Here is a 2418-nt window from a genome sequence, read left to right as displayed (position 1 = left end):
TGAGAAGGTATGCGGCCCCTCGGTGAGCGCAGGGTCGGCGGTCCAGGACCATGTCCCGTTCGGCTGAACCTCCACGACCACCGGCGAGGCGACACCATCAACGGAGACGGTGACGCTCGAACCCGGCTCGCCAATCCCGGTGAGGGTTGGCGTACCGTCGCGGGTGTAAAGCACGCTGTTGGTCAGCTGGCTGTCAGAGACGGCGTCAATTTGCGGCACGGTTGGCGCCTGCGTATCAACCTCCACCGTAAACACCGGACTTACCGGGCTAACGTTACCGGCATCGTCCACCGCGGCGACGGTGATATTCAGCGGGCCGTCGGTTTGTGTCGGCAGGGTATAGGACCATTCATTATTGACGACTTCTACGCGCGCGACTTCCACGCCGTTGTTGTAGATGATCACCGTCTCGCCGGTGGTGCCGGTTCCGCCGATGCCTGGCGTAGTGTCGTTGGTAGACTCGCCATTCTGCACGCCACCAATGGCACTGATAACCGGAGTATCCGGGGCGAGGGTATCGACCGTTATCGTGATACCGGCTGATGGCACAGATTCATTCCCGGCTTCATCGGTGGCGGTCGCCGTGTATTCGTGCGTCCCTTCGCCAATGTTGCTCTCAGGACGCCAGCTCCAGTTACCGTTACCGTCCACCGTAACGCTGCCCACGGCCTGCGGCTCGCCTGTACCCACCTGGTCATAGATGGTAATGACGTCATTCGGCGTACCGGTGCCACTCAGGACCGGACGCGGATCGTTGGTGGATTCGCCATCCAGCACGGGTCCGGTGATCTGGCTTACGCTGTCTGTCACCGTTGGGGTTCCCGGTTGGGCAGGCGCGTCAGTATCAATGGTAATGGTCACCGGCGTGGACGGCGCGCTTTCGTTCCCGGCGCTGTCCTGGTTAGTGACCGTCAGGGAGAGATCGTAGGTGCCGTCAGGGAGCGGATCATCCGGCGTCCAGCTCCAGTTACCGTCGCCATCGATCTCGGCTTCACCAATTTTAGTAGCGCCATCGTAAATGTTCACGATATCCCCCGGCGTGCCCGAGCCGCTCAGGGTTGGCGTGGTATCCCGGGTGGTCTCCCCTGGATTCAGGGCCGTCCCCGGCGTGCCGCCGTCCGGGTTGACGGTGATCTCAGGAATATCCGGCGTTGCAGGCGCGGTCGTGTCGATCGCCAGTTCAAACGGCGGCGAAATGGTGGTGTTACCCGCCTCATCCGTTGCGTGGACCGTCAGCGAGTGCGGGCCGTCCGTCAGCGGCGTGGTTGGCGTAAAGCTCCAGCCGCCGCTGCCGTCGAGCACCGCCGTGCCGAGCAGGGTGGTTCCGTCATAGATCGTGATGGTGGTGCCGTCCGGTGCGGTTCCCTGCAACTGCGGCAGCGTGTCGTCGGTGGTGTCCCCGCTGTTAAGCGGAAGCTGCACGGGCCCCACGTTATCGGAGACGGTGTCAATGGTGGCCGCTGGTGGCGGGGTGGTATCGACGGTAAGGGTAAAGCCGGCTGATGGTGCGCTGGCGTTACCGGCCGCATCGCTCGCGACGACGGTGAACGTATGCTGCCCGTTCACTAATGGGGTAGCAGGTGTGAAGGTCCATGCGCCACCGCTGTTAACAACGGCAGTACCAATATCCTGTCCGTCCAGGCGGATCGTCACGGTGGAGCCCGGCTCACCGGTACCGTTCAGCGTCGGGAGCGTGTCGTTGGTAGTTTCATTGGTGTCGAGCGCACCCGTGCGGCCCGGTACGTCATCAATGACCTGCGTAATGGCCGGCGCGCCCGGCGCGGCGGTATCCACCGTGATGCTCCAGGTGTTCGATGTCCCGCTGAGGTTATTATTGGCGTCAACCGCCGTCGCCGTCAGCACGTGCCCGCCGTCCGGTAGCGCGGTTTCCAGCGTGATGGACCACTGACCGTTCGCCGAAACCAGCGCGGTGCCAAGCACGGTAGTACCGCTGTAGAGGGTGATGGTGGTGCCAGGCTCGCCCGTTCCGTTGATGGTTGGCGTGTTGTCGTTGGTGAGACCGTTCTGGCTGACAGGACCGGTGACGCCTGGGGCATCATCCACCACGCCCGTGATGACAGGGGTTTGTGCCGCGGTGATGTCCGGCGCGTCAAACGGCGCGGTCGGGCCGGTGTTTCCGGCGGTATCGGTGGCATCGGCGGTCAGGGCTTCGCCGTTGGCTTTCGGCGGGATCAGTTCAACGCTGAAATTCCCCTGATCGTCGGCGACCGCTTCCCCGACCTTCACGCCATTTTCACGAATGGTGACGGTACTGCCCGGCTCGGCTGTACCGGTTACGGTGGTGCCGTCGGCAGAGATCACCACGTTTTCCGGCGCCAGCGGTGGGGTGCTGTCTGGCGCGTCGGCAAAGCCAGACGGGCTGGTGTTACCGCTGCCGTCGGTGGCCGTCACTTCAAG

Annotated in this window: 1 protein-coding gene; it reads right to left on the bottom strand. The window is 63.4% G+C overall.

From position 1 onward, the window contains the following. Positions 1-2418: Ig-like domain-containing protein (locus DD606_RS24580; protein ID WP_176691481.1), on the bottom strand; the 2418-nt coding region annotated here is incomplete at both ends.

It is taken from the genome of Enterobacter cloacae complex sp. GF14B (assembly GCF_004136805.1).
GTDB classification, from domain to species: Bacteria; Pseudomonadota; Gammaproteobacteria; order Enterobacterales; family Enterobacteriaceae; genus Enterobacter; species Enterobacter hormaechei_C.
The sequence above is the reverse complement of the archived record's forward strand: the minus strand, read 5'-3'. Positions and strand labels throughout refer to the sequence as shown.